Origin of the sequence: Brevibacillus sp. 7WMA2 (assembly GCF_010748895.1) — a bacterium.
Lineage (GTDB): Bacteria > Bacillota > Bacilli > Brevibacillales > Brevibacillaceae > Brevibacillus_B > Brevibacillus_B halotolerans.
In genome coordinates this window covers 4,340,117-4,365,440 of record NZ_CP048799.1, presented here as the reverse complement: position 1 = coordinate 4,365,440, position 25,324 = coordinate 4,340,117, and the positions used below count along the sequence as shown (strand labels likewise).

The 25,324-nt window shown below is 36.4% G+C and carries 22 protein-coding genes; 8 read left to right on the top strand and 14 right to left on the bottom strand.

Features of this window, described 5'->3' with window-relative positions; genetic code table 11:
* Positions 1 to 35: 35 nt before the first annotated feature.
* Positions 36 to 1,145, bottom strand: a complete 1,110-nt coding sequence (locus GOP56_RS18755; protein ID WP_163246273.1) for a hypothetical protein — start codon at positions 1,143 to 1,145, stop codon at positions 36 to 38.
* Entirely contained in the window at positions 1,129 to 1,662 is a 534-nt protein-coding gene (locus tag GOP56_RS18750; protein ID WP_004432651.1) for an RNA polymerase sigma factor, read from the bottom strand. The genes GOP56_RS18755 and GOP56_RS18750 overlap by 17 nt, the downstream gene beginning before the upstream one ends.
* 433 nt (positions 1,663 to 2,095) lie before the next feature.
* Between GOP56_RS18750 and GOP56_RS18745 the strand changes: the two genes are divergently transcribed.
* Positions 2,096 to 2,839, top strand: coding sequence for a suppressor of fused domain protein (locus GOP56_RS18745; RefSeq protein WP_163246272.1), 744 nt, complete (start codon positions 2,096 to 2,098; stop codon positions 2,837 to 2,839).
* Positions 2,840 to 3,420: 581 nt separating this feature from the next.
* On the opposite strand, the gene GOP56_RS18740 is transcribed toward GOP56_RS18745, so the two are convergent.
* From GOP56_RS18740 to GOP56_RS18700, 9 genes are all read right to left on the bottom strand, one after another.
* On the bottom strand, positions 3,421 to 3,825 hold the full coding sequence (locus GOP56_RS18740) for a hypothetical protein (RefSeq protein ID WP_163246271.1): 405 nt from the start codon (positions 3,823 to 3,825) through the stop codon (positions 3,421 to 3,423).
* Positions 3,826 to 3,839: 14 nt separating this feature from the next.
* Positions 3,840 to 4,187 (bottom strand): N-acetylmuramoyl-L-alanine amidase family protein, encoded by a 348-nt coding sequence (locus GOP56_RS18735; protein WP_254068458.1) that lies wholly within the window; start codon positions 4,185 to 4,187, stop codon positions 3,840 to 3,842.
* Positions 4,123 to 4,308, bottom strand: coding sequence for an N-acetylmuramoyl-L-alanine amidase family protein (locus GOP56_RS24435; protein WP_371807999.1), 186 nt, complete (start codon positions 4,306 to 4,308; stop codon positions 4,123 to 4,125). Before GOP56_RS24435 ends, GOP56_RS18735 begins: the two co-directional genes overlap by 65 nt.
* A 197-nt stretch (positions 4,309 to 4,505) precedes the next feature.
* On the bottom strand, positions 4,506 to 5,438 hold the full coding sequence (locus GOP56_RS18725; RefSeq protein WP_163246268.1) for a DUF5050 domain-containing protein: 933 nt from the start codon (positions 5,436 to 5,438) through the stop codon (positions 4,506 to 4,508).
* Between the two features lie 59 nt (positions 5,439 to 5,497).
* Complete coding sequence (locus tag GOP56_RS18720; protein ID WP_163246267.1) at positions 5,498 to 6,151, bottom strand: M23 family metallopeptidase; 654 nt, start codon at positions 6,149 to 6,151, stop codon at positions 5,498 to 5,500.
* A 1,612-nt stretch (positions 6,152 to 7,763) separates the two neighbouring features.
* Entirely contained in the window at positions 7,764 to 8,543 is a 780-nt protein-coding gene (gene fabG, locus GOP56_RS18715) for a 3-oxoacyl-ACP reductase FabG (RefSeq protein ID WP_163246266.1), read from the bottom strand.
* Between the two features lie 564 nt (positions 8,544 to 9,107).
* Complete coding sequence (locus GOP56_RS18710; RefSeq protein WP_163246265.1) at positions 9,108 to 10,394, bottom strand: DHHW family protein; 1,287 nt, start codon at positions 10,392 to 10,394, stop codon at positions 9,108 to 9,110.
* A 21-nt stretch (positions 10,395 to 10,415) separates the two neighbouring features.
* A complete protein-coding gene (locus GOP56_RS18705; protein ID WP_163246264.1) occupies positions 10,416 to 11,822 on the bottom strand; it encodes an MBOAT family O-acyltransferase in 1,407 nt (468 codons plus the stop codon).
* A gap of 491 nt (positions 11,823 to 12,313) precedes the next feature.
* Entirely contained in the window at positions 12,314 to 13,369 is a 1,056-nt protein-coding gene (locus GOP56_RS18700; RefSeq protein ID WP_163246263.1) for a restriction endonuclease, read from the bottom strand.
* A gap of 284 nt (positions 13,370 to 13,653) precedes the next feature.
* Here GOP56_RS18700 and GOP56_RS18695 point away from each other — a divergent pair, with 284 nt between their 5' ends.
* Both GOP56_RS18695 and GOP56_RS23465 read left to right on the top strand, forming a co-directional pair.
* Complete coding sequence (locus tag GOP56_RS18695; protein ID WP_096887901.1) at positions 13,654 to 14,946, top strand: helix-turn-helix domain-containing protein; 1,293 nt, start codon at positions 13,654 to 13,656, stop codon at positions 14,944 to 14,946.
* A complete protein-coding gene (locus GOP56_RS23465) occupies positions 14,946 to 15,086 on the top strand; it encodes a hypothetical protein (protein ID WP_174250688.1) in 141 nt (46 codons plus the stop codon). Before GOP56_RS18695 ends, GOP56_RS23465 begins: the two co-directional genes overlap by 1 nt.
* Before the next feature lie 745 nt (positions 15,087 to 15,831).
* Here the strand turns inward: GOP56_RS23465 and GOP56_RS18690 are convergent.
* Positions 15,832 to 16,263: a hypothetical protein gene (locus tag GOP56_RS18690; protein ID WP_003335618.1), complete on the bottom strand. Its 432-nt coding sequence runs from the start codon at positions 16,261 to 16,263 to the stop codon at positions 15,832 to 15,834.
* A 43-nt stretch (positions 16,264 to 16,306) separates the two neighbouring features.
* On the opposite strand from GOP56_RS18690, the gene GOP56_RS18685 reads away from it, so the two are divergent.
* Positions 16,307 to 17,224, top strand: coding sequence for a hypothetical protein (locus GOP56_RS18685; RefSeq protein ID WP_163246262.1), 918 nt, complete (start codon positions 16,307 to 16,309; stop codon positions 17,222 to 17,224).
* Positions 17,225 to 17,495: 271 nt separating this feature from the next.
* On the opposite strand, the gene GOP56_RS18680 is transcribed toward GOP56_RS18685, so the two are convergent.
* Together GOP56_RS18680 and GOP56_RS18675 are read right to left on the bottom strand one after the other, a co-directional pair.
* A complete protein-coding gene (locus tag GOP56_RS18680) occupies positions 17,496 to 18,707 on the bottom strand; it encodes a macrolide family glycosyltransferase (RefSeq protein ID WP_163246261.1) in 1,212 nt (403 codons plus the stop codon).
* 798 nt (positions 18,708 to 19,505) lie between these two features.
* On the bottom strand, positions 19,506 to 19,895 hold the full coding sequence (locus GOP56_RS18675; protein WP_163246260.1) for a hypothetical protein: 390 nt from the start codon (positions 19,893 to 19,895) through the stop codon (positions 19,506 to 19,508).
* Positions 19,896 to 20,005: 110 nt separating this feature from the next.
* On the opposite strand from GOP56_RS18675, the gene GOP56_RS18670 reads away from it, so the two are divergent.
* From GOP56_RS18670 to GOP56_RS18655, 4 genes are all read left to right on the top strand, one after another.
* A complete protein-coding gene (locus GOP56_RS18670; RefSeq protein ID WP_163246259.1) occupies positions 20,006 to 20,722 on the top strand; it encodes a hypothetical protein in 717 nt (238 codons plus the stop codon).
* A 642-nt stretch (positions 20,723 to 21,364) separates the two neighbouring features.
* Positions 21,365 to 22,894 carry a thiol-activated cytolysin family protein gene (locus tag GOP56_RS18665; protein ID WP_163246258.1) on the top strand — a complete coding sequence of 510 codons (1,530 nt, stop codon included), beginning with the start codon at positions 21,365 to 21,367 and terminating at the stop codon, positions 22,892 to 22,894.
* 493 nt (positions 22,895 to 23,387) lie between these two features.
* On the top strand, positions 23,388 to 24,140 hold the full coding sequence (locus GOP56_RS18660) for a DUF4241 domain-containing protein (protein ID WP_163246257.1): 753 nt from the start codon (positions 23,388 to 23,390) through the stop codon (positions 24,138 to 24,140).
* 24 nt (positions 24,141 to 24,164) lie between these two features.
* A complete protein-coding gene (locus tag GOP56_RS18655; protein ID WP_174250687.1) occupies positions 24,165 to 24,653 on the top strand; it encodes an NTF2 fold immunity protein in 489 nt (162 codons plus the stop codon).
* The last annotated feature ends 671 nt before the right edge of the window (positions 24,654 to 25,324 follow it).

Sequence of the window (25,324 nt, the reverse complement as noted above, 5' to 3'; positions counted from 1 at the left end):
CTGACAAAGTATGCTAGTCAGTAGCTTTTGCTTATTTACCGAACGTGGACTTGGATACCACTAACATTACCACCGTCCGCTCTATCAATCGCTCTATCAGTAAATATAGATACGGCCGGTTTCCCCGGACTCTGAAATACATAGCCTCCCCAATGATCACCACCATCAACCTTATACCCAGTAACATCTATTCCAGTTATGTTTTTGATGAGCGGTTTGCCCACTGACATTGCTTCGTTTATTGATTTGATACTATAACGATCAGTTCTATAATATACATTATACACTTGGCCTGTTTTTGCTCCAATCTGAACAGAATATTTGTCGTAATACTTATCTTCCTTATTGGAGAACGTCCACATATCTTCTTTTTCATCGGAGGACTTTTTGGCATGATTAAATGAGAAATCATTTTTATTTGAAAGTTTCATTAACGCTTTTTGAGCTATGGACACATACTTTTTATCCACATTACCCAGATTGTAATCTAAAGAGTAATGGGTCACTTTATTTGTATTCAGATCGACACTAATGCTCTGGTTAACTTCTGACATAAGAGTCATGCCTGTTCCTGATTTGTTTTTATAAAGATGAACCATTCGAAAATTATCATGTAGATTCGTTTCCTTAATCCGATTTCGTGCGGTCTCTACATATTGTTGATAGATATTCGGTAGCTCATCTATATTATATTTCGCCGTGACGGCTGTAACCTCTGTGGTTCCAGCTTTAAACCACACCATTGACTCTCGATCCTCTGTCTCTAACCTATAGGAATCAGTATCTTTATCCAACTTTTCAAAATGAAAATCCTTATTAATGCCAAACGCTTTTTTTATTTCTGTTTGAGCAGCCGTAATATACTTTTGCTCTATTACATCCTTATTTCCTGATGTGTCTATTGAAGAAGAGGTTTCTACTGAAGAAGAGAATGGCTTCATCCAGATAAAAGCAAATAACGCTGCACATGTGATAAGTCCTTTTGCCGCCCATCCCAAATATGCGTTCCGTCTTTTTTGTTTTTGCATCATTCTTCTCTCCTTTCGTATGTTTTCTACTATCACTTGCTTGCGCTCCCAAGAAAGGATCTGATTGGGGAAATGATTTAACTCTTCCAATATCATTTGTTCATCTTGTGACGGCATCTTGAATCACCTCCGAAACAGGAACATTCCGTTTTTTTTGAACAGCTTTTATCGCCCTATGTAAAGTGAGATTTACTTTGGCTTCGCTCCAGCCCAATACCTCCGCAGTCTCCCTACTAGATAATCCCTTGATACCACGCAATATCAGTACGTCCCTATAAGATCGTTTCAACTGATTGATGATGTTATAGAGAAAACGTTTATTCTCGCTTAATTCTAAAGATTCTTCAGGTGTTTTATCAGGTGAAACGAGATGCTGCAGGAATATATCCGGCAGCCAGCTTATTAATTTTGTCTTACGCTTTTCATCAATGGCGACATTTCTAGCAATGGCAAACAGCCATGTTTTGGGATTTGCAATCTCGGTATAATGGATAGCCTTTAGGGCACGAATAAAGGTCTCTTGTACAAGATCGTCTATATCCGTCCGACCCGTATAAAAGACGAGAAAACGATATATATCAGTGCTGTACGCTAGAAACCATTGTTCAATACGTGCTCCAGCATTGTCATCCAATTGTGTTCCACCTCCTTATCACTGTATAGACGGAAGAGCTTCTGCTGATCTTTCACTTTTATTATAAAAATTTTTTCGGCTCCTCTTCTCTTGCCGGGGTATAGGCTATAGCGCTGTACGATACGCTCTGGAAAATCATTTTTTCACCAAGTCATTCATGTGAAACTTTACAATGAATTTCCTCATTTTACTTGCTATTTTATAAAGCATTTACTTAAATATAAATGTGTGGGCAAACATGTGATGTAAAGCAAGTCCGCTTCGTTCTTGTAATATTTTCATAATCTTCATTTAATATGTACAAATGAAATACATAGGTAAAGAAGGAATAGAACAGCATACGCTTCTCTAGTTTACAAAACAAGATGAGAAGCACAAGAAGACTTCAAAGAAATTTGTTGAAGACAAATAATAAAAAAGGGGAAAAGGTTAGATGAATTTTTTAAAAAAGATATTCGGCGGCAAGAACAACGGAGAAAAATCAAAGGATGGCACTACGATTTACAAATATGAAGAATCAGCTAGCTATTCTCCTCCAGCTCCAATGGAATATGTAGAGGAAATCGTGGAACACTTTGAAGCAGTATTTCCCGGAAGAGAAAGCAGTGTTTTTCATGAAATTATATCTGATACCATACATATTGATGTGAATATATTGAAGCCCACAGAAGAAGAGCCCTTTTGGGTTCTATATACAACCGGTATGAGTGATTTACCAATGACAATACCAGACGAGGTGCAGGAGCAGCTTGATGATCAAATCGATCGAGCAGAGGTTATGATGTTTCTTCCAGCTTCTTGGGAATTAACACAGGAATCGATGCAGGATGAAAATAATTATTGGCCGATCAGATTGATGAAGCAGATGGCTCGTTTTCCTCATCAGTATAATACCTGGTTGGGATATGGACATACCATCCCCAATTATCAGGACTATGAACCATATGCAGATTCAACTGGGTTAAACGGAGTGGTTATCTTCCAGTTAAAAGAGGAAATCAGCGTCATTCCAACAAAAGACGGAAATAAGGTTACTGCCTATTTCCTGCTGCCTTTATATAAAGAGGAAATGGAATATAAATTAGAGCATGGCATGGATGCGTTGATGGAAAAATTATCGGAGTTAGGAGATGAAGTGCTGGTTTTACAGCCGAATAGAAGGAATACTTGTGGGTAGTTTAGTTAGGTATAAAAGCAAGGTCTTTTTCGATTTTGATTTACATGCGGAAAACTACTCAAGTTATGTTTGGCAGTCATATGTTATTTCTGGTTTATAAAAATAGGCAACACGAAAAGCCCTTGGGATTCAGCGAACCATTAAACTCCTGATTAACTCACGTTCTGTATTTGTCTTTTCTGCCTTATGCAATTGCTCCGTCAACAGCAGAATTGAAGATTTTTTTAAGCCCTGAACATTTGCATAGCATTCTTGTTTCTTAAGCGATGGCTGCTTCTTGTTATTTTTTTCGGATAGATAACTAACAGAAAGATCAAGTTCCCTACTCATCTCGGTAGCTGTATATCATGGTGACAGGAGACTATTCACCACAGAAATTCAGGGATATTTCCCTATTCTAACACCAGCTATTTTTTTTAATAGCGTTGCTGGCCGGAGCGACCGACCCCGAAAAATTGAATAGAAAGGTGTGAAGTGAATACCACATTAGAATCATTACGGTCGTTAACCAACGTTAGTAATAAAACCGGTTACACCCTTAACGTGGTGAAAACCGGTTTCTTATAACTTCCTATTTGTTTCTATTGTTCTCTAGTGACCTTTGTAATTAACCATTCTTCGTTATATTTAGTCATAGTTAAGTTTTCGGTGTAATTTGTTGGTTGCTCGTTTTCTTTTGGAGATGAGCTAACGGTTACAACCAAACTATATTCATTATCTGAAATTTTTTCGATTTTCGTATCTACGATATGATCAAGATGTTGATCTTTAAAGATGTTGAGTTGATCTTCTTCAACAGCTTTCTTTGCTTCTTCCCCGGTTACTTTCATGAGTAACTCTTTATCACCTTTATACTCTGCTTCAATGTATTGAACAGCTAAATTCTTTAGAGTGGATTCGACATTTTGACTCATAGTAGATTGATTTCCACATGCTGCAAGTAACAAAAAAGAAAGCAATAAGGTAATAAACGGAATTAGCTTCATTTTAAATTCCTCCTTTAATCAAACCACCAGTCTTTTACTCCTCTGTAAATCTTATTAGCAATCTCATCCTGTCCTGAGCTTGACTTCAAATATTTCAAATCAGAACTATTGGATATAAAACCTGTTTCAGTCAAAATTGCGGGCATTTTAGTTCCACGTAAAACGGCCAAGTTACGGTTGTCTTCGTATGGGGATTTATAGTCGCGTAGGACATCGATAATTCTATTGTGGACAAAATCGGCAGCCTCTCTACTTAATTTAATATGATGATTGTTAGGATATATTACAGTGGTTCCTTTAACACTGGAAATTTGAACTGGAATTGATATGTACACTAATGAAAATATCTGCTTTTTTTTCATTAGCAAGTGCATATCGTTTATCAAGATCAATATACTTGTCTGTTGTGCGAGTCATATATACGGTGGCATTTAATCTATCTTCGAGATAATCTCTGAGTTTTTTTGCGATCTCAAGATTCAAATCAGAGTAATAAGCATGTAAGAGTGGAGGCAAGGATTCTACGCAATACAAACAACTCCTTTAAACGAATTTTGGTAAAAATTGTTACACTAATGTAGAGGCTTGTACTAAGATCGAGAAGAATGACTTCTTCTTTTCAAAATTTTTACATCTAATACATAATAATTATATTCAAACTGTTTATCTTACCTTTAGGTTTATTTAACTTCCTGTTTGTTCGTTCCGTCTGTTTTAACACGGTGAAGATTTGCTTTTTGCCTACCTTCCCAATAAAAAATCCATTCTTTTGCTATATTTAGTCGTTCTACTGTATCATCTAAAATCTTTGTTTTGTTGGTACCATCTATCCTAATTTTATATAATTTGTTGTGGTCCATGTCATTGCTGTAATAGATCCAATCATTGTAAACAATAACTGAATTAATTTGATCATCAGTTAGTTTCGTACTTTGTGTACCATCGATCTTCATTTTATAGAGTTTGAAATCGTCCGAACTGTTTGCGTAATACAACCAACCATTTGAGTAGTTTAGAAAGTTAACATTATCATCACTTATTTTCTTTTTATCTGTTCCATCATTCTTAATTCGATAGAAGGCACTATCATCGTTCCCATTCCGATAATAAATATATGGCTCCAATACCAATAGCTGCTCTGAATAGTCATCTGTGATTCGTTGCTTACCAGACCCATCTGTTTTCATCTTATACATAACAGGCGTATACCCGGAATAGTCCGAGTAATAGATCCAGTCATTAACTACATTAATATAGCCTGAGGGTTCCTGGGTTAATTGGATTTTGGAAGTGCCGTCCGTCTTAATCTTATACATTAGAGCGCTTTTATCTAGCGCTCGATAATATATCCAATCACCCACAACATTTATATCATAGGCTTGATCATCTGTTATTTTTGTAGGAGTTGCTCCATCCCTCATCTTGTACAACTTATTTTGATCGGATGTGTTAGCATAATAAATCCAATCATCTTTTGAACTAATGAACCCCATGTTTGTGATATTACCAACGGTGTTTCCCAGCGAATTGTTACTTACCACGCTTGTACTGGTACATCCCAAAAGACTCACAGCAACTAGAGTTATCGCAAAGAATGAACTTATTAATCTCATGGCTCCCTCCTAAAAATAAATTCCCCTTGAGCTGAGAATCCAAGGGGAATTTGTATTACTTATTGATCGGACGTTTCTTCGCTGTACCGTTCATTGTACGGATTAGGTACAAAGCCTTCTTCATCTACAGTTGATATTACATCTAGACTTCTTGGTGGTTCAACATAGTTAAGTGGATCTACAGGTTCTGATTTATTTGAAGTATCGGGCTCCTTGGAAGATTCCCGTGTTTCAAAATGTAGATGAACTCCTGTTACCTCACCAGAGTCTCCCATCTCGCCCACTTTTGTTCCTTTTGAAACTTCTTCTTTTTTCTTTACGTTTGCCGGTTTTCTCAGATGTGCATATCTAGTTTGGACCCAATCATTTCTTCTCAGTTCATGATTAATATACACTACGTGTCCATAACTACTAGACTCTTCGGATCGAACAACCGTCCCGTGATAAGCTACTACGACCTTGTCCCCTGAAACTCCCCTTTTAACAGGGGCAATGTCCAGTCCAGCATGCAATACTCTCTTTCCCGTCTTAGGATCTTTTCGATATCCGAAGTCACTGTTAATTTTGCTGGAATCTGGAACTGGCCACTTAAATGGATACGTACCAGGATCTTCTCTGTTAGGTTCGACTTTAGCATGTGCAGAAGAAATGACTGTGAGAATAGACGCAACTGCAAGGATACTTGCAATAAGTTTTTTCTTTTTCATATTCATAACAACCTCTCCTAATAAATATTACCAACAATGATATTTTTTGTAAATATTTCGCAAAAATATTATCTAAATCAAATTGAGACAAACTACACGGAGAAACACACTTCTGACTACCACCCCAAATATAGGCTATTGGGAGGAGTCACATCTAACTTTTTTGAGTAGGTTCTGAGAATTTCTGTGAATCGCAACCACGCTGTGTTAAAATAGGGATGTATTTAATGTTTTGTTATCGGACGTTCCTCGCTGGCCGGCTGGGAACGTCCTTTTATCTTTCATTGATCATCACCTCCTCCAAGGTTCTTTTAAATTCTCTCTCCTGTTGGTGTGATGTTTGATTTTTGTTTTGAGACTTGACTGCTGACTTTTGAAAGCCGAAAGATTTCTGATCATTGTTTTTATTCTGCAAACAATCTATAGGGTCTGAGTCACTCCACGCTAGCATATTATTTCCTCCTATTCAGATTTTTCTCATCGTCTCTCTGAATATCTTTACTTAGTTTGACTGAGTGCATAATCAAGGAAGGGAATAGCTGAAAAATGGCTATTTCAAAAGGGTTTTGTAGTTTTCTGTAGAGCTTATTCTACGTTGACAGCTACTTTATTGTTTTCATGATTTTTGAATTACAACGATATATTCATCCAGTTGCTAACTAAATTGCAGCACTTCTAGACTTGAAAAATATCCTTCTTGGATAAATAATTCTACTAACTTCTGGCGCACGACTTCAAGATCGTCATTCTGTGATAAAGTGGTAGCACAATGTAGTGATTGGAAAGAGGACGCGTTCCTGTACTGTGGGAATGAGGATTGTCCTTTTCGATTTCAAGCTCGTTATCAATTCCCCTTCCTTATTAACCAATATTTACTAATTAAACTATACATCAGCTTTCATCAAAACCCTGACTGAGAAAAATGTATAAAAAGTTAACGCTATAAAAATGGTTTAATACTTATATTAATCTTTTATCGGAACCAGACATCAAAATAACATAAAAAAACGTTTATACGGAGGTCTCTAAACATCCGTATAAACGTCATAACAGGTGCAAGCTCTGTATGATTAAGGGACATATATTATGTTTAACCAAAAATCGGAAGGTGAATAAGAATAACTTGGCTCCTTCCACACTTAATACGATTACCCACCTACACCATGTTGATAAGCTATAATTGCCATGATAGCTACATGAAATCCACTAATTAATCTGGTTGACACGGCTAACGAAAATAAAGGTTTCTTCATCCTCACAACCTCCATCCATAATTTTTTGAAAGTAATCTATTTGTTGATCTGTGATACCTGAATTGCAGATATCTACTAATGATTGAGTCAGAAAAACGCTCAAGAATGTCATCTATTGAAAATTTAAATATATTAGCAGATTGCACAATAGTTATTAGTGCAGGTAATATTTCTTCTGAATGATTTTCAAGAAAATCTACATAGTCGGTCAAAATATTTATATTCCCCGATAATAAATCTAAAGTGTATACATTTGCTTTGGTCCCTTCAATATTAGTTGTTACTGGCATTGAAGGAACAACACAAACAAAAATCCGACTGCCTTCTCTCTCGGGGTATCGATATGGTGTCCAATCGTAATCGAATCAGGTTTGCCCCATCGCTTCCAGACTCTCTGGAATAATCTGACCGCCATCAACGATGATGGTTTGGCCCGTAATATAACCTGCCTCCTTCGACGCTAAAAAAAGAGCGGCATAAGCGATATCTTCGACGCTTCCGAGCCGCTTGAGCGGGATGGACGCCGTCATCGCCTGCAAATAATGATCTCCAAGGCCATCCAAGCCTTCCGTCATTATGTTGCCGGGCATGACAGCGTTAATGGTAATACTATAACGCGCGAGCTCGAGCGCCGCACTGCGCATGAATCCAAGCTGAGCGGCTTTGCTTGCGCCGTAGTGCGACCATCCGGCATAGCCAGTGGCCGGCCCCGTAATCGAAGAGGTAACAATGATCCGGCCGTATTCCGCCTTCTTCAGAAAGGGCAGGCAGGCTTGAACGGAAAACAGAGTCCCGCGAGCATTCGTGTTCATCACCTGATCCCACTGCTCGCCGGTCATCTCCTCGATCGGTGCATTCGGAAAAATACCGGCATTGGCGCACAGCACGTCGATTCCCCCGAAAGTACCGGCCGTCTCGCTCGCAACGCACTTCATCGAGTCCAAATCGGCGACATTGCCCTGGAAGGCATGAGCAATGCCTCCGGTCTTCCGGATTTCCGCCGCCGTTTCCTCCGCTTTCGTCAGGCTGCGTGCGACGACCGCGACTTTCGCCCCCTGTGCGGCGAAGGTTCTCGCAATTCCTTTACCGATTCCTTTGCTGGCTCCGGTCACTACGACCGTCTTATCCTTCAGTGGTGTCAGCATGCAGTAACACTCCCATCATGTGTTAAATAAGTTATATTTTCCTATTTATTGGATTTCTTATCATCGTACTATAAATCCAAACATGGAGGCAACTTGCTGAGCAGCCTTTTTTCATCTAGCGAAGGAACTGCACTGTACCACGGATTTGACTTAAAATAAGGTTTGGATCGCTAATGTCGAGATCCCTTGTAAGTGTTTTGTACCCTTGTTCACCGCTCAAATAAAGCCGTACGGTTGAGCGATATCATATCTTTAGTATTGAAAAAACGCCCGGATTTGAAGTTTCGAACACACAGCACGATTCTCAATCCATTTTCCCATCAATGAAATCTCCTCCTCTGACGGGAATTAATAATCTAAAAGACTCATTCATCATTCTGAAGATAATGCCAAGGTATGTTATAGATGGCCAAACCAAATAAGCCTTTCCCTATTTTTATTGGAAGGCTTATTTGTAAATCAGCGATTTTAGTTTTATTATACCTGAGCAGCTTTATTACCATTAAACCGAAAAACATATCCCAAATGATAATCTTACCCAATCCCCAACAGCATGATCTTTATCTACTCCCCTGTCCTTTTTTCAAATTGATAATTGTCACTGAATAGATTGTCATCATGGCAAGCGATGATAAGGATATCGTATTTCTCATTAGCCAAAATCTTTTTCAAGCTGAAATCCGAATAATAGCGATTGTCTAAAACGGTTAGTTTGTTAAAATGCTGTGCCAGATACGGCGTAATTGGATTCATGTAAGAATCTTTTATCAGCAGGACCTTTAATTGATTATTGGCTTTTGAATTTTCATAAGCGATTTTTCGTTTGTCCCCACCATATAGGATCTTATAAGAATAATCGCTTTGACCATATTTGAAACGATAAAAATCATGAAAGTTCGTGATAACTTCTTTGCCGTCCGTGCTAATAGCCTCAAAATTCTTAAATGTAAACGGCATTTTTGGTTCATAAATCGGCGTTCTATCTGCATTTTTTGGATTTACAGCATAATTGATTTGAGTATTGTAACTACCTTTGAAGTTACCGGTTGTTAATGTAGAAACATTGAGCTCATGTAAGGACATTGGCTTGCCTTCGAATTTGGAGGACTTCTTAGATAGCTGCGTAATCATTTCCTGATAAGCGATGAAAGCGCCTTTGATATTCCAATGATGGTCGGTTTCGAAGTAAAGCTCTTCCAACTGCGCCTTTGTAAAGGTATCGAACTTTTCTCCCACGTTAATCACGTTTACATCTTTGTCGAGTTTAGACAAGAAATACTCTTTCGATTGAGCATAAGCGTCAGTTTGAAAATATTTCGGATATAAATGCATCAACGCTTTGGTCCTTGACGGATTAAAGACAAAGTATGCTTCTGTTTTTTGATTTTTGGCGAATGTAACCGCGTCGTTCAATTTTGCCGTCGCAGCGTCGATTTCACTCTTATGAACGACCTTGTTGGGAATTGGCAAAATCCATTTATTGTTTGTCACTACAAGCTTGGACACGATGCGTGAATTTTTTATTTTTGTTCCGTCTTCGGGTTTCCGCGGCTTGTTGGCCTCAAACAAGTTTTCGAATAGCATGGAATTAAAGATCTCTGAATTTTGCTGATTTTGGTAGATTCTAATCATTTCATTGCGAAAAACAATTTGGTCATTCCAATACTGATTTATTTTTTCGAAAAAACTTCCCGTTGTAACGGCTGAAAGACTGATCTCCGGAAATTTACTCAACGCCCGATTTTCGATGTCGGAAATCTCTTTATCTGGAGAAATGAAGGTAACAATTGCGAAACCATAAATAATAGCTAAAAATATGACCATATAAACGATTGAAATATGTTTATTCACTTCGATACTCCTTTTGAAAAATTAAAATCTAAAATATAAGAAAGGGTTATACGTAGAATTAATAAGATACAAAATCACTTCTGTAAAAAGGAAAAAGTTGAACAGCATTCCAAAAACGGTTTGTACTTTTGTCATCGACTTACTCCATTGCAATTTTTGTAGCTTCGGATAAATCGGCGTGGCAACAATCATCGCAATGACAAAGTAGAACCAATTGGAAGATAACAACGAAAGTGCCAGAGAATCGAATATTTCGTTGCCCCGGGTATAGAACAGGGAAGCAATGAATTCTGTTGCATATCCAAAATTGTCAGCGCGGAAAAACACCCATCCTATCATGACAAGCAGCAACACAACAACATGGTTTAACGGATAAATCTTGGAAAGCATCTTTTCAAGACCAGCTTTTTCTAAAGCGATTAGGATTCCGTAGTATGTCCCCCATGCAATGAAAGTCCAACTGGCTCCGTGCCAGAAACCGGTTAGTGTCCACACGATAAATAAATTGCGATAGATTTTCCAAGGAGTAACTTTGTTTCCGCCAAGCGGGATATAAACATAATCTCTGAACCAACTGCCAAGAGAGATATGCCAGCGTCTCCAGAACTCGGAAATGCTCTTAGAAATGTACGGATAATGAAAGTTTTCTGCGAACTCGAATCCAAACATTTTACCTAACCCGATAGCCATGTCGCTGTAGCCTGAGAAGTCAAAATAGATTTGTAAGGTATAAGCGATAATACCAATCCAAGCGCTTCCAGTTGAAAGGTCCATTGCAGAAGTAGTGAACACGGTGTCTGCTACGGACCCAAGGGGGTTGGCTAAGAGTACTTTTTTAGACAGGCCTAGAATGAAACGCTTAATTCCCTCGGCGAATTGTACGGAAGAAAAAACGCGTTTGCTAAGTTGTTCAGCGACGGCATTATAGCGAATAATGGGACCTGCTACAAGCTGCGGGAAAAATGTAATGTACAGCGCCAAGCTGAAGAGATTTCGTTGCGCTCTTTCTTTTTTTCTGTATATATCAATCAAATAACTGAGAGCATGGAACGTATAAAAAGAAATTCCTATAGGCAAAGGTACAGGGTCCAAATGAAGATTGGTTTGAAGTGCGGCATTGATTACATCAACAAAGAAGTTGGCGTATTTAAAGTAGCCAAGAAGTCCGATATTAACAACGATTGCAAACGTTAAAATCCAGACTCTCTTTTTCGCGTGATTTTCCGATTTATCAATCCAAATCCCATACCCATAGTTAATGAGAATGGATAATACCATGAGAAGCACATACCTCGGTTCGCCCCAGGCATAGAAGACTAAACTGAATAGTAAAAGAATCGTATTTTTTAATTTGAACGGAACAGAGAAATACAGCATAAGAACAAGCGGTAAAAAGCAAAACAAAAATATGACTGAACTAAAGACCAAAACAAACTTCCTCTCTATGTTGTTATTTTGTGTAATGTAATCAGAATTAACAGAGTAAAATGTCTACGGGTAAGTAACCCCTCTCTTTCTGCTCATTCTATAATAGGTTATTCCTAGATGTTTGCAAACCTGAGACAATCTTGTCCACGATAGCATGTCGTGAAAGTTCATCACCAGTTCCATATCTTGTTTTACCTGTGATCGTCTTAAGGGAGTAAGGTTAGCGAATTGGACTTAGAGATTAAAGGAAAAAAGCTGATCCTGAAAATAAGCATTATAAAATAAACGCCCGAATCTTCAAATTCGGGCGTTTGTTGATATTAAACATTATTTATTACTTTTATCTAACTCAATTATTTATGCTACGGCTTCTGTCCGCTACCCTTTGAAAAAATGGGTTATACCGATCCAAGCAAAACTTTTTTCCTTACCACTTCATTAGACCATTATGGAGAAATCCCTTTACTACTTTCGAGATGATGTTGTCGTTTTTAACCAAAATACACGCACATTTCGTTTGCAGGTTTTATTCTTCTATAATTTAACATCCATACCCTTTTTAAAGGTATTTCAGTTTTAATATCTTCACTCAATTTATCGTAATTTTCAAAGAGTTGTTCTATAATTTTCTTTGAATCCCATAGCCTTACCTTAAAAAACTGTTTTGGAATTTCTTTTATCACAGAGGTTTTGAATCCAGTCCAGGAGACCAACAATCCATAGTCGGCATTAAAGTTACTCATTGTTCCTATTAATTGATCCATCGTAGGTCTATCAATAGGTGAATCAGCGGTTTTTACTTGAACACAAATTTTTGTTGAACCAAATCCTAAAATATCAGAAGCTGCTAAGATATCTACCCCATTATCTGCACCTTCTGGACTTCGATAGGTTGTGAATCCCTTGGCTTTTAATATTTCTTCAACCAAAATCTCCATTTTATGGCCTTTAAATTTCTTGATTATATAATCAGAAATTCTATCAAATATGTACTCATCTAAATCAAATCGTATCTCATCATCTGATTCATCAATTTTTTGAGGTATAGTTTTATCCTTTATATTCCAATTATTCTCATACATTATCTTAATTCTTTCTTCTGCATTATTTTTATGTATCCTACATACAGTCATAAAAGCACCCATTGAATATAAGATATCTTGTTCAAATTTATCTCTTGGAATATCGACTGCAAACCATTCTACTTCTCTGTAATGGTAATATGGACTTCCTAAGCTTTTATCATAATTATAATCTCCTACAATCTTCCCAAAATGTATCGTTCTATTAATCTTACTTGGAAGTACAATCCAATCTCCTATTTCCATTCTATGGGCTATGGGATAGATTTGAGAGGCCCAATTTATCGCTGTTTTTTCTTTTTCTAGATCATATTTGTCTACAAGAAACATGTAGAGATCTTCTTTTTTTTTGAAACTTTTTAAATTTATATCTAAGTCATCCCAAGTTAGATATATTCTCTTGTCGTTCAAAAACTTACTTTCATATTCTCCATTTGATCCAGCTCTAAATAACCAAATACTCAACCTTAGTTCCTCCTATTACTAAATCTTTATATATTATATAGTAAAACTTACCATTCAATGGGTCCCCATGCAAAAAGACTTGTTATTATTTTTTGACTAGTTAACCACCGTCTCAGTCCTAAGTCTAAAAAACTTCATTACCACTATGCTGACCAACTTATCAATTTTTGTCTCTAAGTCCCCTCCCCTACCATTACAAAATTTTATTCATATTTACATAATTATACATTCAAGTTAGAATGTTAAGAAAAATCATGTTTTATTAATTCGGGAAGGGGATTTATATGTCTGATATTTTAGCTTCCACAACATTAGGGGAACTGATAAAAGAAACAAGGGAAGAATTTGGAATTACTTTGTCAGAATTATCAAGAAGAACAGGGGTTAGCAAAGGAATCATTTCCAAAATAGAATCAGGTGAAACAAAGCGTCCAGAACTAAGAAATCTCAAACTAATTGCAGATACTATAAACATACCTTACGAAGAAATTATTGATCGCTACGTTGATGTCGAACTACGTACTGATATCTTAGAGACATTTTTAGCAGAGGCCGTTGAAATTGCAAATATCTCATTACTTACAAAAGTAGCTTTAAAATTCCTTGGAAATCCTAAAAAAGATACTTACACAATGTTAGAACATCTGTATAACCTTACCTCTACACTTGAAGACACTGAAGCAAGGTTAACTCTTTACAATGTCATTGTAAAATACGCAAGACAGCATGGAGTACCGAAGTATATAGCCAAGGGACTATATCAAAAATACATGATTGAAATTCAGAATATCAAAAGAGTAGAGAATACATTTAGAGACGGAGAAGAGATTTTATATTACACAAATTTTTTGAGCAAAGAAGAACGGATAAGTTTTTATTATCAAATGGCATTTCATGCACATGGTATCGAAAAGTATGAAAAGTGTATTGAACTCGGTAAAATGGGACATGCCGAAGACACAACAAGCAATGAGATAAAAGAACGTGTTGCTCTAGCAATTTGTAATTCTTACTTCTATATGGATAAATTTTCTGAGTTAGAGGAACATCTTCAAGAATATGAGAGGTTGGGTTATGTTTTTATATCTGAACGTTCTAAATATTTACGTGCAATTATACTCGCAAAAACTGGACAACATCAGGAAGCTGTTCCTTTGTTAAAAGAATGTGTGGAAGAAGCTCCTGATAACCATCGATTACATAGGGTTAATCAATTATTAGAAGTATTACATAAAATAAAAGATCTAAGTTCTCTACAGCAGGTTTTAGAACATGAAGAGAAGAATACCTTTGTCAAAATTATTACACCTTATAAGTATTTAGAGTTGGGTAAATATTTCAGGCACAAAGGGAAGTACCTTTTAAAATGTGGCAAGTCTGATGAAGGAATAAACGCGTATCTTCAAGGAATACAATTTCTTAGTAATATTAACGCTATAAATGGCATCTTAGATTTTTCTAAAGAAATTTTTAAGCATTATTGTGAACAAGGAAAAGATTTAGATTTATCTCTTCTGAAAAAACTAATGGAAGTATATAATATGGTAAATAAAGGTGAAAAGGAGGGGGATAATTGATGAAGAAATATTTAGTTCTTATCACAACTGTTTCGCTTGTATTATTAAGCTCTCTTTTTACCATAGAAATTACAGGTAAATTTGAAGTCAATAATGTAGCAAGTAGCATGAAACCATATACTGATGACCCACAGGGCTGATAGTAAGAGAACATTATAAGCTCATTTTCTTTAAAAACGCTATTATCTTAGCGTTTTTTTGTTTGTAATTATGTGATTATTTGTCGAAATTTGAAGAACGTTTCAATTTTTTTATTCTCCATTAATTATCAAAACGGTGTGGTAAATTAATACATAGGAGGAAGAAAGGAGGAATTGAAATTAGCCCATAGTCTTTGAAAATCACAAAGGAGTGTTCCCTTTATCGCTAAACTTACGGGAACACCCCACCTTGAGCAACCAAAAATGTCACTAAAGAATATTTTACCATCCGGTTACAGATTATGAAAACAGAAAATTACCAATTAGAGAATGATTTACTAATGTTTATAGAAATCCTCCGCACAGAATTAGAACAGTTGTATATAAGAAAAGGTTCATTTTCACATCCATCCTACAGCAAATGAGTCATCAACTAGACGAGTATATCGTTACTTTTGAGAAATATAAACGCTAGTTGTTAAATATGAATTAGTTGTACGGAAACCTATGACCCCTTTTTTGGGATATACAATGCCGTTTTTCAACTATTCTTATATGACAACTAGAACATTTCGGTGTGAATAGGGAATAGCTCTTATCAAGAAGTCAAAATTGAAAGAATAACCTAAGCAGCAACTTGATAATGAAGCTACAATATTTTGCTAGAAAAAGCAATCTAGCAAGGTTACAACGGTAAAAAAAGTATTAATGCATTCAAAATACTAAAATGAGGTGATACCTATTATTATTTTGTAATCACCCTTAGCAACTGATCAATCTTTTCTTTATCGGTTGGGTTTTCGGATAACACTTCTAAACAAGCTATAAGAGTCTTATTATCCTCTGTATTCAATTGGATACCTAACTTTTGCTGATTCAAAAAGAAATTTACCAATATGTATGAATAGCTACCTACTAATGAACTTTTTTTAGAGTAAGAAGTGTACTCTACTAAACTTTGTAGTTTACTGGAAAAAGATATAGCAAGAATATATCTTGTATTCCAATCAGAGTCACGTTTAAGAGACTTTGCAATGTCAGCCAAATTGGATCTAAAGTTAGTGTCAATTGAAGATTCTATTTTTGTTATTTCAGTGTAATTTTTCGTATAAAAATAGACATTTGAAATGACTAATACCACAAGAATTGTGAATAGAATCATTTTATTTCTTTTCAAATGAAAAACCCCTTTACAAAAAAATATCCCTTTAAGGAGGATTATGATGAATATTGCTAAATTCTTGCTGGCAATAACAATAGGTTTATCTTTTCTTATACCAAATTCATCCGCATTTGCAAATAATAGCAAAAATATTACGGAAGATCAAAGGAAAGTGTTTAAAGAAACCTTCCAGTTTTCAGACAAACATATAAATGATCTTAGTGATGAAGCTATTAAAAAATATCTTTCCTATGAAGACCCTATTGTCTCTAAAAAAGAAGAATACTTTGAGATTACTTATAATAAACACTCCAATCCAAAAGTAGAAGAACTTTCACAAACAGAAGCAGAAGAGAAGGCTAATTTACTCACACGAAAAGAGGAAAAAAACGCTCCAAATAAAGTAGATGCTCTAGGGTCAGATGTCGAAAAAAATGATATTTTGAAACTAGAGACGTGGCTTATTAAAAATAAAGGTGATAAAGAAGCCCAAGCATCCGCACGATTTGAGTTTTTAAGTACTCCTGACTATAGTGATTTTCATCAGGATATTTTGGCAATCGGAACTAGTCAGAACCTCGCTATCGTAAAAGGATCAGAAGATTTCGTTTTTAAATATGACGAATTTAAGTTTACTAGAGAATATGATAGATATGGCCATCCAATATATGATTGGGTCCCAGAAAAAGAAAAAAGCAAACGTGCAGATCAACGCGATTCAGGAGGATATGCTTTTAAATTTGATCTTCCTGATACAGGAAACCGTATTCGTGACATGAGAGGATATATGAAAGTAGATGTTACCCCGAGAAGTAAGAAATGGAGGGGCGAAGTTTATGACATATATAGTCATTATCTTCATTCCACCTCCTCTGTGAAAATAGGATTTTCTATTCCATTAGGTGGGTCGTTCGAAATAGATAAAGGAGACGCTATAAAACTTACTGGCCATGTGCAAGAAGAGTATGATAAGTAATTAGCAATCGAATCATTTAGTTAGTAACATTATGTAAGAAAACGCCCGAATTTGAGATTCGGGCGTTCATTAAAGTTATTATTATAACCATCTCTTTTTGTCTTAAACTAAATTACTTGTTCAACGCCCCCTGTCCGCTAGAAACCCATATCAGTGTTCAAATCCCCTCTATAGAGAGCCTTTTGTACTTTATATATTCGCGTCATATTCGTACACCATTTTCCATGAAGTAATCAGGTTACGTTTATTAAAACTGCCGTGATGCTACATCTTATACTTTAGAAAACAAAGCCATAATACGACTTGCGGCTTCTTTGTACCCGCCAGCATTACGTAAGGAATCACCTAACCGCTCGGCATGCTGTTTATAAGCAGATTCGTTCAACACTTGCAACAATGCGGACTTCAAAGCTTCAGGGGTAAGCTGACTCTTATCTAAAGTAATACCAGCTCCAAATTCCTCTACCTGCTTGGCAACAAGTGGCTGATCTGAGCTTAACGGAATCATCACAAGTGGTACATTATAATAGAGAGCTTCACTTGCACTATTCATGCCGGCATGTGTAATAAAAGCATTCGCTTGTTGAAGCACCTCCAACTGGGGAACATACGGCTCAATGATAAAATTATGTGGAATCCTGTCCTCTAGCGAACTCATATCCGTGCCTTGACCGCTCGCTAACACAAATTGAGCCGGGATATCTTGAAGGGCTTCAAAGCAAAATTTGTAAAATTCGATATCTTTGTTCAAGATACTGCCCATTGAAATGTAGACAACTTTGTCATATTGAGCTCGAAGCCGTTCAAGCGGAAAGGAAGGAACATCAAGACGCGGTGTAATGGAGGGGCCAGTAAATATATAGCTATCATCAAGCTTATCAGCATCTGGTTGGAAATCACGGCTTGTAAATACAATCTTAATTTGACCATATTGGCGAGTGATATCTTCAATAGCAGGAACAGCTACGTTGCATGCACTCGCGATGCTTTGCGCTGTATTTGTTAGTCTTTCATAAAGAGCTTCTACATCTAAATCTCCTGCATCAATCTCTTCTATAATTTTGCTTAGAGGCCCAGCGAAAGCGAAGTTTGTAACGGAGCAAATCGTCGGAATACCTAACCTTTTCCCTAAAATTTCCCCTCCCCAACCAAATAAGGAGTCAAAAATTAAGTAGTCAAAAGAATCATTCTCTACCTGCCTTAAGATTTCCGGAATATGTGGTTCAATAATGCCTCGCAGCATAAAATCGGTGAATTGAAGCGGATGTCTAATTTCGGTTGGATTAAAACCAAGCTCTCTAAATATCTGTTCGTCCAATTGATAGGCCAAAAATTGTGCCCCAGTCTGGGCAAGCCTAGCCCGATATTCTTCTGAGCACATATAGACGACTTCTTCTCCATTGTCGATGAGCTGCTTTACTAATCCTAATGTAGGATTCACGTGACCTTCTGCTGGAATCGTTACATACAATACGCGTGCCACTAACTACACCTCCCCAAAAATATCGAAATAGAAGATATTACTAGAAATAGAAGATGTTACAATTTGATTATAGATGAGGGAAAATATTGGATCAAGTCTGACGTTAAAACCCAGCACATTGCATAGGAGCAGCCGGGGTTATGGGTAATCCATCAATTTCTATGCTTGTTGGTGATTTTACATTCCTGACTCCAAGACCCATCCATTCGCATGATTTCTATTTCAGATTCAGTAGTTTGCGAGCTTACCAAACACCGCATTTAACAATACAAGCATAGGCTGATTCTTGGCGAAAGTTACAGAGACGATTATGATCTGGTTATTGCACGAGAAGAAGGCCACCAGTTAATCCACGAAGTCTGACAGGCTACTTTAGAAGAACGATGAAACTGGCTATGTTCCACGATACAAGACATACACATACGACGCTCATGTTGTAGATGAGTCAGTCGGAATGTGAAGGTGGTTGCTGACCACCTCGATCATAAAAATGCGGTTATGGATCTGAACTCCACTATTATTTTACATATATTTACATTTAATATTTTTATTGTTACTATGATTATGAATTGCCAATATCCACAAAGGAGAGTGATACTTTTATAAAATAACAAAAAAGAATCACAATTTTTTTTAAGAAAGGGGGAATAGCTTTCCTTAAATATGAGATGTCCATTTTCAAAAATAAAAATAAGGATGTTCCCATAAGCTATTCATGCCTAGGTACACCCTTTAGAAAGATTACAGCAATGCTTCATATACTCTCAAAAACGCTAGTGAGATTGCAAATTTTGCTTATTACAGACTCCTTTGCAATGACCGGATGACTAATACACCACTTAGAAAGACAAAAAGGGAAGCGCATAAAATAAGCAAATGCGACTCAAATGGTGTAACTAATAAGATACTAGAGAGAATAATGAGTATGCATGATAAAATGAGCAACATTTTCCCCTTTTTTGAACATTTAAACTTCCAACTTCCTTTATTCCCTAAGTTAGACAAAAGCGAAGGACTCCACACAATACAGCCAAAAAGAAAACAAAAAGCATATGAAAACAACACAGCTCCTAGAACATAGTTTTCCCCGTGTAACCAACGAAATAACTGGGTTCCTTCATTACCGAAACCAAGAATAAGTAAAAAATAAAGGGGAACAAAAAGTATTTTAATAACCTTATTTTTCATGACAGTGACCTCCCATCATAGAATTTGTTCATACAATATTCTGTATATAATTATACCTTTACCTTTTTCTGTAATTCAATTACAAATATAAAATAGGGAGATGTTTTTTTATGAAGAAAATTATATTGCCTGTTTTATCAACTGTCTTCGCATTGTCTCTTGTCACGAATACTAATGTCTTGGCAAGCACAAATAGTAATCCAGTTTTAAAAAGTCAATCAATTAGTTCTGAAAGTCTGAATGTAAACGGTGCAAGAGCCTTTTCATTAGGAGAAGTAAATAAAATTGCTCATGAACTTGGGGAAGAAGAATTAACCTTAGATCAAATTCCTACAGTGGAAAAAATTAATGAGGCACTTTCAAAAATGCAGGTTTCCCAAGATAATAAGTCTCAGACCATTGATCTAGGAAATGGCTTTGCAGTTACATCTAGCGTTTCTCTGGAGCCTGCAAGCAGTGGCATAAACTCAATATCTCCAGCTGGCAAAGATACTCAATCGGTAACTGCAAAAGGTGAATGGGCTGTAACTTTGTTTAATACAATTAGAATGTTCGCTATAAATATCAGTGAAAATTATACCTATAATTCAAAGACTCACAAGATCATTGATTATCAAGCGAAACCTAGTGCTACAGCCACAGGACAGTTAGGATGGGTCGGGGAGATAACAGACAAGGGTGTTTCAAATATTGATGCCTCAGCAAAGGACGCATGGGCAGACAGTAACTACAGTTATATCAAAGTAGTTGGTAACTATGCTGGACACATAGAATTACGCTTCACTGGAACTGGAAATTACTATATTCATGACCAGTATATAAAATAATTTTGTGAAAGTATCTCTTGTTGAATGTCAGAATATACGGAATTAAAACAATGAGGTAAATAGGTTTAAGATAATTAGACTAACACCCAAATTTCAAAATTCGGGTGTTAGTCCAGTGTGCACCTTGCTCTATCATACGTCGACTACATTACTAATTAATCAAGGAGTTAATGTAAGATTAATTTCGGAACATGTTGTACATGGTAATATTAATACACAATGAATATTTATAGACAGCATTGCAATCTGCTGATCAATCCGTTGCCGATAAGTTTGATAGCATCGTATCAAACAAAAAGGGCCAAAAATAAATTTCATCCCCAATTCGCCCCCAACGATATATTAACTCTCTTAAAAACCCTTATATATCAAGTATGCCACTCTCTCCACATATCTAGATTAATCAAAATTGACAAGTAAGACACGCTAACCCGCTAGTTAATTCCTCCACTAATTAGCCCAGAACGATCAAACTTAAGCACTATTTATACCATGCATGAGTATGGTTCTTTTGGCTTTTAATCTTCATTTTGACACTTCTTTTATATAATTTAACATTATATTACTAACAAGTTGATTCTATGGAACTATACAAAATGTTAATAATAGAAGGTATGATTTACCAAAAGGAGTTGATGTTTCTTGAGAATTCTAAACCATTTAAAAGTAACAAAATTACTCATTTGCTTAAGCACAAGTTTATGCATTCTTACTTATCCTTTTATTTCCTTTGCTGAAAAATCTAATACTAGTGTACCTAGTGAAACAAGCGAGCCTAATGATATTGATACTGGAATAGCTAACTTAAACTATAATGTTCACGATATTTTAGCAGTAAATGGTGATCAAGTAGATAGTTATGTCCCAACAGAAGGTGTTAAATCAAATGGTAAATTTATAGTGGTGAAACGAGAGAAAAAATCACTTACAACTTCACCAGTGGATATTTCTATTATTGATTCTGTGGCGAATCGTACCTATCCAGGCGCAATACAACTTGCAAACGACTCTTTTGTGGCAAATCAACCTACTTTGTTAATGGCAAAGAGAAAACCTTTGAATATTAGTATAGATTTACCTGGGATGAAAAGAGAAAATACAACAACTGTTGAAAACCCAACATATGGTAATGTGTCTGGAGCAATCGATGAATTAGTATCTACTTGGAGTGAAAAGTATTCAACATCAAATACTTTACCTGCAAGACTACAGTACGCAGAATCTATGGTTTATAGCAAAAATCAAATAGCAAGTGCTCTTAATGTTAACTCTAAAATTCTTAACAATTCACTAGGAATTGACTTTAATGCTATTGCTAGCGGAGAAAAGAAAGTGATGATTGCTGCGTATAAGCAAATATTTTATACGGTAAATGCAGAACTACCAGACAATCCATCAGAGCTCTTTGATGATAGTGTTACTTTTAAGGAACTAACCCGTAAAGGGGTAAGTGATGAAGCTCCGCCTGTTATGGTGTCAAATGTAGCTTATGGCCGAACCATTTATGTAAAATTAGAAACAACCTCTAAGAGCAAAGATGTACAAGCTGCATTTAAAGCCCTACTCAAGAATACCAATGTAGAAGCTAGCGGACAGTACAAAGACATTTTTGAAGATAGCTCCTTTACTGCTGTAGTATTAGGGGGAGATTCAAAAGAGCATAACAAGGTTGTTACAAAAGACTTTGATGAAATACGAAATATTATTAAAGATAATGCAGAATTTAGTCTAAAAAATCCAGCATACCCTATTTCATATACCAGTGTTTTCTTAAAAGATAATTCAATTGCTGCTATTCATAACAATACAGACTATATTGAGACTACCTCTACAGAATATTCTAAAGGTAAAATCATTCTTGATCATCATGGTGCATACGTTGCTCAATTTGAAGTATCCTGGGATGAATTTTCATATGATGAAGATGGAAATGAGGTACTTACCCACAAAACTTGGGATGGAAACTATAAAAACAGAACAGCTCATTTCTCTACCGTAATACCACTTCCACCTAATTCTAAAAATATAAGAATTTTGGCCAAAGAATGCACAGGTCTAGCATGGGAATGGTGGAGAACAATTATTGATGAATACAATGTTCCATTAACTAATGAAATAAAAGTTTCCATTGGAGGAACTACATTGAATCCATCAGCTAGTATTAATCATTAGAAAAGAGAAGTATCGATTGGAAAAACAGTACCTCTCCTACTTTCAGAGGCTAGCTAGAATAAAAAAGGATTACATGATTATGATGTAAACCTAAAGCATACCAAGGCAATGAATCGGATTAGCGTAATGTAAATCGGTCACACTCTCCTTACGTTTAATCATTTATCAGATTGAAGGATTGAAAACGGCTAAAATTCTTGCTACACAAGGACTTTAGCCGTTTTCTTTATTCTTATTTTCTCTCCAACCAGCAAACCTACTCCACATGTATCGAGCAGATAGTAACACCAAACATGTACGTGTCTGAAGAAATAGTGTTTGCTCAACACCTTCCCAAATGTTTGAATTAAACAAAGTAGACAATCTATGATGTGACATTATTCGTCAATAGAAAAACAAAATGCCACCAAGAAAATGGTGAATACATTGCAAAATGTTTCGCTTCTCAAAGATATCAATAAATCGAGAATCATATTTTTAGGAGGTAAGTGTCGTGGTACCAACAAATGAATGGCTGTCCCAATGGAAACAGCAACGTGATAAATTGAAATGCCCTGTAGATTTGAGTGATTATTTTACGCTGCCTGAAATTGCAGGCAAGCAGCTTACGGTTATAGATATTGGTCCCTGCTCTATTCCATCTGGCCAGCTACTAGTTCGCGATCCGCTGTGCTACTTGGGAGATATTGACGAGAAGCCCTACTTCCAGACGACACCTGCTGGAATATATCCCACTGAAGTCTGTGTGGTGAAACAGGATGAGGAAGGTGACTGCGCACGTTATGCCGCCGTTCGGTTGCGATTTAACGATGTGCCTGCTGTCCGGTTCGAGGAAGCTCTTATCGGCCATGAAAAACTCTTGGAGCTGGGTGAGGATGAATTTTTTGGATTCAATGTAGATGCTGGTCTAGGCTGTATTTGTGATAAGCAAGTGCATCAAGCTTTCTGTGACTTTGTCAGACAATGGCATACAGAACATCCGGGGGAAAACCTTTACGATGGCTATTTTGCAGCCCTGTTTGCAGAGAGTGCCCGGCAGAATCCTGAATATCAACGTGACGGCGGCGATTGGTTGAACTGGCAGATTCCTGATACAAAATACCATTTGCCTATCTTTCAAAGCGGGTTTGGCGATGGTACTTATCCAGTTTATTGGGGCTATGATGTGTCTGGGGATATTTGCCAAATCATCGTTCAGTTTATCGACATTCAACTAGCATACGGCGAAGATGAAATGGAAGACTAAGATAATTTGCAGAGGTGTTACCCCATGGATGAACAAGAGTTGAAAAAGCATTTAGTTAACATAGTCCAAGAATATGGATCAAAATGGAATAGTATTGAAGATCGCATCTATAAACAACATGAACAAGAAGAGATCGAATTTAGAGGAAAATATACAGGCGTTGAATATCATTACGCAAAACGTACAGATTGGCACGAAGAATTCTCGGGGCAGATAAGCTTTATTTGGGATGAATACTGTACCGATAAAAAGAGGGTTTATGGCGGAAAAAGCAGGAAGAGCTTTGGGTTTCCGGTGAAATTTAATGGAATAGAGAACCCGATCAATTCAAATGTTGAATTAAAGAATAAAAACCGTGCAGAGGTTTATATCCAAACCGAAACTAATTTTAGTGATGAATATCTGTTTGTTTTATTGAAAAAAGCTGATACATGGAACATTGATAATTATAAAAATAGACGTTATGGCATGAAAAATGGAATACTTGCATTCTCTGATATGCATTCAAAGTAAGATTATCGCGTTTGCTATTCTACACGCTGAAACGTCCGAACCTCAAGTTCGGACGTTTATTTATAGTCATTCCCTTTTCCATGCTAGAAGAACTAAGAAAATACTATCTACAAAGAAAAAGAACATGATAGATTAGGAGATAACTAAAAGACAGTAATTATTTCTTCATATTTTGTCATCCTAATATCAAAGCTTTTCATCAGGACCAACCTGTAGCCTATAAGTTTGATTGAATTTTATTAAACAAAAGAAGACAAAAATAATTCTCGTCCTCCAATTCGTCCCCAACGAGATATTGACTCTTTTAAAAGCTCTTAAATATCAAGCGGGCCACACTCTCCGCGCTTCCCGTATACGGGAAGCGTAGTCAATTTAATATTATTTGTTATAGTGTAATTATTTGTGATTAAATATGAGTTTTTGAGTTTACTTTTTAATACTTTGTAATACTTGTTGACGAATTTGGTCAACAATTCGTCAACACCTTCCCTTTACGTACCTAGAATGGTTTAATCGTTACCTAAATTAAAAGGAGATGACTTTCTTCATTTTATTACATATCAACCTTCACTACATCTTCTACAGGTATCCGTCAAAAATCCTCATCATCCTTTAACTTGATTTGTTTAAACGTTGAATCAAACTTCCCTCCCCATCTCCGTGTATACAGT